At 73.4% G+C, this 7,281-nt stretch carries 7 protein-coding genes; all 7 read right to left on the bottom strand.

Translation table 11 applies throughout. The features are described from left to right. Positions 1–220: 220 nt before the first annotated feature. A complete protein-coding gene (locus LCD31_RS27555) occupies positions 221–721 on the bottom strand; it encodes a molybdenum cofactor biosynthesis protein B (RefSeq protein ID WP_184476585.1) in 501 nt (166 codons plus the stop codon). 200 nt (positions 722–921) lie between these two features. Next, a complete protein-coding gene (locus LCD31_RS27550; protein ID WP_224962891.1) occupies positions 922–2,361 on the bottom strand; it encodes a S1C family serine protease in 1,440 nt (479 codons plus the stop codon). Between the two features lie 148 nt (positions 2,362–2,509). Continuing rightward, positions 2,510–3,586 (bottom strand): galactose-1-phosphate uridylyltransferase, encoded by a 1,077-nt coding sequence (gene galT, locus LCD31_RS27545; protein WP_224962889.1) that lies wholly within the window; start codon positions 3,584–3,586, stop codon positions 2,510–2,512. After that, positions 3,583–4,428: a DeoR/GlpR family DNA-binding transcription regulator gene (locus tag LCD31_RS27540; RefSeq protein WP_224962887.1), complete on the bottom strand. Its 846-nt coding sequence runs from the start codon at positions 4,426–4,428 to the stop codon at positions 3,583–3,585. The genes galT and LCD31_RS27540 overlap by 4 nt, the downstream gene beginning before the upstream one ends. Before the next feature lie 356 nt (positions 4,429–4,784). Beyond that, positions 4,785–6,200 (bottom strand): cell wall metabolism sensor histidine kinase WalK, encoded by a 1,416-nt coding sequence (locus tag LCD31_RS27535; RefSeq protein ID WP_224962885.1) that lies wholly within the window; start codon positions 6,198–6,200, stop codon positions 4,785–4,787. Beyond that, the gene (locus LCD31_RS27530; protein WP_224962883.1) at positions 6,197–6,892 is read right to left on the bottom strand and encodes a response regulator transcription factor; all 696 of its coding nucleotides are present in this window, start codon (positions 6,890–6,892) and stop codon (positions 6,197–6,199) included. Before LCD31_RS27530 ends, LCD31_RS27535 begins: the two co-directional genes overlap by 4 nt. Before the next feature lie 241 nt (positions 6,893–7,133). Next, on the bottom strand, positions 7,134–7,281 hold a 148-nt coding region (rpmF, locus tag LCD31_RS27525; RefSeq protein WP_224962893.1), incomplete at its 5' end, for a 50S ribosomal protein L32.

Below are 7,281 nucleotides of genomic sequence, written 5' to 3'. Positions count from 1 at the left end.
GTTCTGCGGTCTGGGGGGGGCCCGGGGGGGCCCCCGGGGGGCAGTGGCCCCCCCCACCCGCAGCGGGCGGGGCCGGGGGTGCGAACCGGGGGGGGGCCGCGGGGGCGCCGCGGGCCCCCCCCCCCCCCCGCGCCCGGGGGCCCCCCGGGGGGGCGCCCCCCCCCCCCGCGGGGGGGGGCCCCCCGGGGGGGGCCCGCCACCGTTGTCGTCCGGTTCCGGGTCAGGCCTGTTCGAGCCCCGACAGCTGCTCGATCACGTGCGTCACCAGCGGCGACAACGTCGCCATCCCGTCCCGCACCGCGGCCCGGGATCCGGCCAGGTTGACCACCAGCGTGCTGCCGGACACCCCGGCCAGCCCGCGGGACACCCCGGCGTCGACCGCTCCCGCGGCCAGCCCCGACGCCCGCAGGGCCTCGGCGATGCCGGGCACCGGCATGTCCAGCACCCCGGAGGTGGCGTCCGGCGTGACGTCCCGGGGCGAGACCCCGGTGCCGCCGACCGTGATCACCACGTCCACGCCGCCGATCACCGCGGTGTTCAGCGCGTTGCGGATGTCCACCGTCTCCCCGGCCACCGCGACGGTCCCGTCCACGATGAATCCGGCTTCCTCCAGCAGTTCGGTCACCAACGGACCGATGCTGTCCTCCTGCTCGCCCTGCGCGGCCCGGTCGTCGACCACGACCACCAGGGCGCGTCCCAGCCGCTGCGCGCTGCGTTCCATGCCGTTCACCGTAGTGGCAAGGAGTTCCGGGGGGAGATCCAGTGACTCGCCGGGCTCGACGAGCCGGGCGCGCTGCTGCTGGTTCCGGTGCGGGATGACGTGGCCGTTGCGTTCGGACATCTGTCGCGTTCTCCTTGTCACCGCGGCCCGGGCCGGGCCGTGCGGGGCTGGCCGCGGACGCGGCCGGGTGTCGTGCGGACCTACTGACCGGCGAGCACGACGTCCACCGTGCGCTCGCCGCCGTCCGCGCCGGTCAGGGTCACCTGGACCTTCTGGCCCGGCTGGTGGGAGCGGACCGTGGCGACGAGGGCGTCCGCGTCCTCGATGAAGCGCCCGTCGAACTTGGTGATCCGCTCGTCGTTCCGGATGCCCGCCTGCTGCGCGGGCCCGTTCGGCACCACCTGGCGCACCACGGCGCCGCCCCCTTGCGCGCTCTGGATGCTCACGCCGAGCGTGGTCTGGGTCGCCGCGCCGGTGTCCTTGAGCTCCTTCGCGGTGCGCTGCGCCTGGTCGATCGGGATGGCGAAGCCGAGGCCGACCGAACCGCCCTGCTCCTGCTCCCCGGACCCGGGGCTGTAGATGGCGGAGTTGATGCCGACGACGCGACCGTCCATGTCGACCAGCGGGCCACCGGAGTTGCCGGGGTTGATCGCGGCGTCGGTCTGCAGCGCGTTGAGCACGCTGTCCTGGGCGCCGCTCTGCCCGCCCGCGCGCACCGGGCGGTCCTTGGCGCTGATGATGCCGCTGGTGACGGTGCCGGAAAGCCCGAACGGCGAGCCGATCGCCACCACCGGGGCACCGACCGGCAGGTCGTCGGAGCGGCCGAGCTCGGCCGGGGTGAGACCGGTGATGTCGGCCTTCACCACGGCGAGGTCGGACTTCGGGTCGGCGCCGACGATCCGGACCGACGCGGTCCGGTTGTCGTTGAACATCGCCGTGAGCCTGCCCTGCCCGGCACCTTCGGCGACGTGGGCGTTGGTGAGGATGTAGCCGTCCTGGCTGAGCACGATCCCGGAGCCCTCGCCGGAGCCCTGCGCGCTCTGCATCTGCAGCTGCACCACGCTGGGCAGCACCTTCTCGGCGACGCCCTGCACCGAGCCCTTCGGCGCGACGCTGGCGCTGCGCGCGGGCTGCTGCTGGTCGAGGCTCGTGCCCTGGGATTCCGCGCCGGACGAGCCGAGGCGGTAGCCGACGAAACCGCCGACGCCGCCACCGACCAGGCCGATCGCGAGCGCACCGACGAGCGCGGTGGCGACGAGCCCGTTGCGCTTGGCAGGCCGGTGCTGCTGCACGGGGACCGCGCCCATCGGCTGCTGGTACCAGCCCTGCTGCTGGTGCGGCGCGCCCATCTGCGGGTACTGGCCGCCGGGAGCGCCGCCCATGCCGGGCTGCTGCTCGTAGGCGCCGTACGGCTGGGGCTGCTGCCGGGTGGCCGCGGGACCGCCGGGCGGTTCCTGCCTGCCGGGGTCGGCGTCGGGCGCGAGGTGCGGCTGCTGCTGGGTGCCGGACTGCTGCTCGAAGGCCCCGGCAGGCGGCGTGTCGCCGGTCGCCTGCGGAATGTGGGCGGTTCCGCTGCTGTCTGCCTGCTGTCGCGGGTCTTCGGACGGTTCGCCCGAGCCGCGCTGGGGCTGGTCGCTCATGTTCCCCACTTTGGGGCATTCAGCTGAGAACCGCCTGAGACCCGCCTGTGGAGTGCCGGACGAATCCGCGCCAGTGCCGAACGTCACACCCTCGATCGAGAGCGCGACGCCCGGACATCGATCACCCGGCGTAGCGGGCGGCGGCCGATCAGAGCGCCTGGAGCCGGTCGGCGATCTGCTCCGGCGTCACGTCGTTCACCCACACCGCCATGCCCGACTCGGACCCGGCGAGGTACTTCAGCTTGTCCGCGGAACGCAGCACCGAGAACAGCTCCAGGTGCAGCCAGGACAGGTCCCGCCCGGTGCGCACCGGCGCCTGGTGCCACGCGGCGATGTAGGGCAGCGGCCGGTCGTAGAGCCCGTCGAGCCGGCGCAGCACCTCCAGGTAGGTGGTGGCGAAGTCGTTGCGCTCCTCGTCGGTGAGCGCGACGAGGTCGGGCACCTGGCGGTGCGGCACCACGTGCACCTCGACCGGCCAGCGGGCGGCGGCGGGCACGTACGCGGTCCAGTGCTCGGAGTCGACGACGACGCGGCGCCCGGAGGCGCGTTCGGCGGCGAGCACGTCGCCGAGGACGGGCCTGCCGTGCTCGGCGAGGTAGTCCTCGGCGGTGCGCAGCATCCGCTCGGTCTTGGGCGTGACGAACGGGTACCCGTAGATCTGGCCGTGCGGGTGGTGCAGCGTCACCCCGATCTCCTCGCCCCGGTTCTCGAAGCAGAAGACCTGCTCGACGCCGGGGGTGGCGGAGAGTTCGGCGGTGCGGTCGGCCCAGGCCTCGACGACGGTGCGGACCTGCGCGGGGCTGAGCTGCCCGAAGGAGGTGCCGTGGTCGGAGGTGAAGCACACGACTTCGCAGCGACCGCGCGCCGGCCCGGTCGGCACCATCGGAAGTCCGTCCACAGTGGACGGATCGGGGTCGGCGGCGGCGAAGGACGGGAACTGGTTCTCGAAGACTGCGACTTCGTAGTCGGCCTCGGGGATCTCGGTGAGGCGTCCGGGCGTGCTCGGGCACAGCGGGCACTGGTCGGCCGGCGGCTTGTAGGTGCGGGTCTGGCGGTGGGCGGCCATCGCGACCCATTCCCCGGTGAGCGGGTCGCGCCGCATCTCGGAGACGGGGGGCCGCGGCGGCAGGTCGCGGGTGTCCGCGGCCGCGCGCTCCCGCGCCGGATCGGTGTCGAAGTAGTAGATCTGCCTGCCGTCGGCCAGTTCCCGGACGGTGCGCTTCACCGCGCGGCCTCCTGATCGCTGCCGGCCTGGTCGGGGCCGGACTTGTCGGGTGCGGAATCGGCGGTGAGCACCGCTTCGGCGATCACCAGTTCGTGGACTTGCTCGGCGAGCAGCTGCCGGGCGTCGTCGGGCAGCCCGTCGTCGGTGATCAGCACGTCGACCTCGGCGAAGTCGACGATGGTGGAGATGCCGACGGTGGACCACTTGGCGTGGTCGGCGACGACGACGAGCCTGCTGGCGGCTTCGGCGAGCGCCCGGTTGGTCTCGCTCTCGTTGAGGTTGGGGGTGGTGAACCCGGCGCGGGGCGCCATGCCGTGCACGCCGAGGAACACGAGGTCCAGGTGCAGGGACCGCAGCGACTGCACCGCGACGGGTCCGACGAGCGCGTCGGAGGGGGTGCGGACGCCGCCGGTGAGCACGACGGTCCGGTCGGTGCGCCCGCGCTGCTGCAGCACGTCGGCGACGCGGACCGAGTTGGTGACGACGGTGAGGTCGGGGATGTCGTCGAGGTGCCGGGCCATGGTCCAGGTGGTGGTGCCCGCGGACAGGCCGATGGCGGTGCCGGGCCGGACGAGCGCGGCGGCCTCGCGCGCGATGGCCTCCTTCTCCGCGAGCTGGCGGACCGACTTGGCTTCGAAGCCGGGTTCGTCGGTGCTGCGGCCGAGGGTGGAGGTGGCGCCGCCGTAGACCTTCTCGACGAGGCCCTGGCGGGCGAGCGCGTCGAGGTCGCGGCGGATGGTCATGTCGGAGACGCCGAGGCGCAGCACGAGCTCGCTGACCTGCACGGCGCCGGTGCGCCGCACCTCGTCGAGGATCACTTCCTGGCGTTGGCGTGCGAGCACTCCACCCGTCCCATCCAGCCGACCCGGAGCGCTGATCCCCGGGCGGGCGCTGCGTCGGTGCGCGTCCTGTTCATGAGGATGCTGCTGAACTTGACGCGTCAAGTCAACATGAACCAACACTACCCGTGATGACGCGGCCGAAAAATCCGGGTATCGATCGAAAGCACGCACCAAAGATGTTCGATGCTGTTGGATTTTCGGACGGATTGCGCCGGATGGGCGCTTCCGGTCGGTACGAGGATCACACGGCGGCACCAGCGGCCGCGGAACGGGGGACGGCGCGTCCGCCCGATCCGCCCAGCGCCGCCGCCGGTCCACCCAGCGCCGCCGCCGATCGGCTCAACCGCCGCACGCAGTCAGCCGACGTGCCCCGGCAGGACCATCCGCAGCAGCGCGCCGCCCTCGGGCGCCGCACCGGCCCACACGCTGCCGCCGTGCCGCTCCGCGACCTGCTTCACGATGGACAGCCCGAGCCCGGAACCGGGCAGCGTGCGCGCCAGCGACGACCGGTAGAACCGCTCGAACACGTGCGGCCGGTCCGCCTCGGCGATGCCGGGCCCGCCGTCGGAGACCTCCAGCACGACCGAACCGGCGCCGTCCGGGTAGAGCTGCACCCGCACCGTGTCGCCGTCCCGGCTCCACTTGGCGGCGTTGTCCAGCAAGTTCAGCACCGCCCGCTCCAGCGCGGTGGCGTCGCCCATCATCGACCAGGGCTGCAACCGCACGTCGAACTCGACGGGGCCCGCGCGCCTGCGCGCCCGGTTCAGCGCGCGCTCCACGACGTCGACGAGCTCGACGGGTTCGTGCACGGCCTGCGGGGCGTCCTCCCTGGCCAGTTCCACCAGGTCCCCGACGAGCGCGGAGAGCTCGGTGATCTGCCCGCGCACGTCCTCGAACATCTCCTCGCGGTCCTGGTCGGACAGTGCGGGCGCCCCCGGCTGCGCGGCGGCCATCAGCAGTTCCAGGTTGGTGCGCAACGAGGTCAGCGGGGTGCGCAGCTCGTGACCGGCGTCGGCGACCAGCCGCCGCTGCCGCTCCTGCGATTCGGCGAGCGCCCCCAACATGTCGTTGAACGAGGTGGTGAGCCGGGCCAGCTCGTCGTCCCCGGACACCGGGATGGGCCGCAGATCACCGGTGAGCGCGACGCGTTCGGTGGCCGCGTTGAGCCGCTGCACCGGCCGCAGCCCGGCGCTGGCCACCGCGGTGCCCGCGGCGGCGGCGAGCAGGATGCCCGCCCCGCCGATCACGACGAGCACCAGGCTCAGCTGCGCGAGCGTCGCCTTCGTGGGGCCGAGGGACTGCGCCATGACCAGCGCGCCGTTGTCGGCGGGCACCGCCACGATGCGGCTGTTGGTGGCCTCGTCGGTGCGGATGGAGCGGGGCAGCTTCCCCTGCGCCACGGCGAGTTCCAGCGGCCCGGACGGCGGCCGCTGGCTCGGCGCGAGCTCCGCCCCGTTCGGGTAGAGCACGCTGATCTCCAGGTTCGCCGCCGTGTAGAACGCGACCGGAACGCCTTGCAGCCCGGCGGGTTCGTCGATCAGCGGCCCGGACTCGGCTTCGACGGCGCGCCGCAGCAGGCTGTCGTCGAGCTGCTCGTAGAGGCTGTCGCGCACGGTGAAGAACGCGCCGAGGGACACCAGGGCCACGGCTCCCGCCACGGACAGCGCGGCCAGCAAGGTCACCCGGTTGCGCAACGAGATCCGCTGCAACCGGCCGCGGTCGCCGGTGCCGCCGGTCTCGGCGTCGGGAGCGGGCGGGGCGGGCGCCGTCACGGCGGGGTCTCGCGGAGCACGTAGCCGACGCCGCGCACGGTGTGGATCAAGCGGGGTTCACCTTCGGTCTCGGTCTTGCGGCGCAAGTATCCGATGTAGACCTCCAGCGCGTTGCCGGAGGTCGGGAAGTCGTAGCCCCACACGTCCTCCAGCAGCCTGCTGCGGGTGAGGACCTGCTTGGGGTGCGCCATGAGCAGTTCGAGCAGCGCGAACTCGGTACGGGTGAGGCTGATCGGCCGGTCGCCGCGGCGCACCTCGCGGGTTCCGGGGTCGAGCTGGAGGTCGGCGAAGCTCAGCGCGGGCGGCAGCTCGTCGCCGTCGTCGGCGGACGGGGAGGCGCGGCGCAGCAGCGCGCGCAGCCGGGCGAGCAGCTCCTCCAACGCGAACGGCTTCGGCAGGTAGTCGTCGGCGCCCGCGTCGAGCCCGGCGACCCGGTCGGACACGGCGTCGCGGGCGGTGAGCACCAGGATCGGCAGGTCATCGCCGGTGCTGCGCAACCTGCGCGCCACCTCCAGGCCGTCCAGGCGGGGCATCATGACGTCCAGCACCATCGCGTCGGGCCGCTGGTCCGCCAGCTGGTCCAGGGCCTGTTGACCGTCCGCGGCGAGCTCCACCTGGTAGCCGTTGAACTGCAACGAGCGGCGCAGGGACTCGCGCACGGCCCGGTCGTCGTCGACGACGAGGATGCGCATGCGGACAGTGTTGCGCGTAGTTCTGAGATGAACCTGAGAACCCGCAGCGGCGCGGCGCGCCGCCCACCTCGATGTGACGCAGACCGCGCCCACCGGGCACGACACCGGGCCGCACCGGCGGATCAGCGGGTTCCCGGCGGCTTCCCCGCGGGACGGCGCCCTCCACCGGGAGCGGGTAGCCACCGGGGAGAACGGTCCCGCGGCGAGGAAGCCGCCGCGCCCTACGCGCGGGGACCCGCGATCACTTCTGCTGGAAGTACGGGATCAGGTTGCGGGGGACCAACTTCTTCTCGCCGTCGATGACGACCGGCACCAGTTCGGGCGCGGTCGCCTTCCACTGCGAGCGGCGGTGCCGGGTGTTGCTGCGGGACATCTTCCGCTTGGGAACG

This window comes from Saccharopolyspora sp. 6M, assembly GCF_020176775.1.
Taxonomy (GTDB): domain Bacteria; phylum Actinomycetota; class Actinomycetes; order Mycobacteriales; family Pseudonocardiaceae; genus Saccharopolyspora_C; species Saccharopolyspora_C gregorii.
Note: the sequence above shows the minus strand (reverse complement) of the source record. Positions and strands in the feature narration are given on the sequence as shown.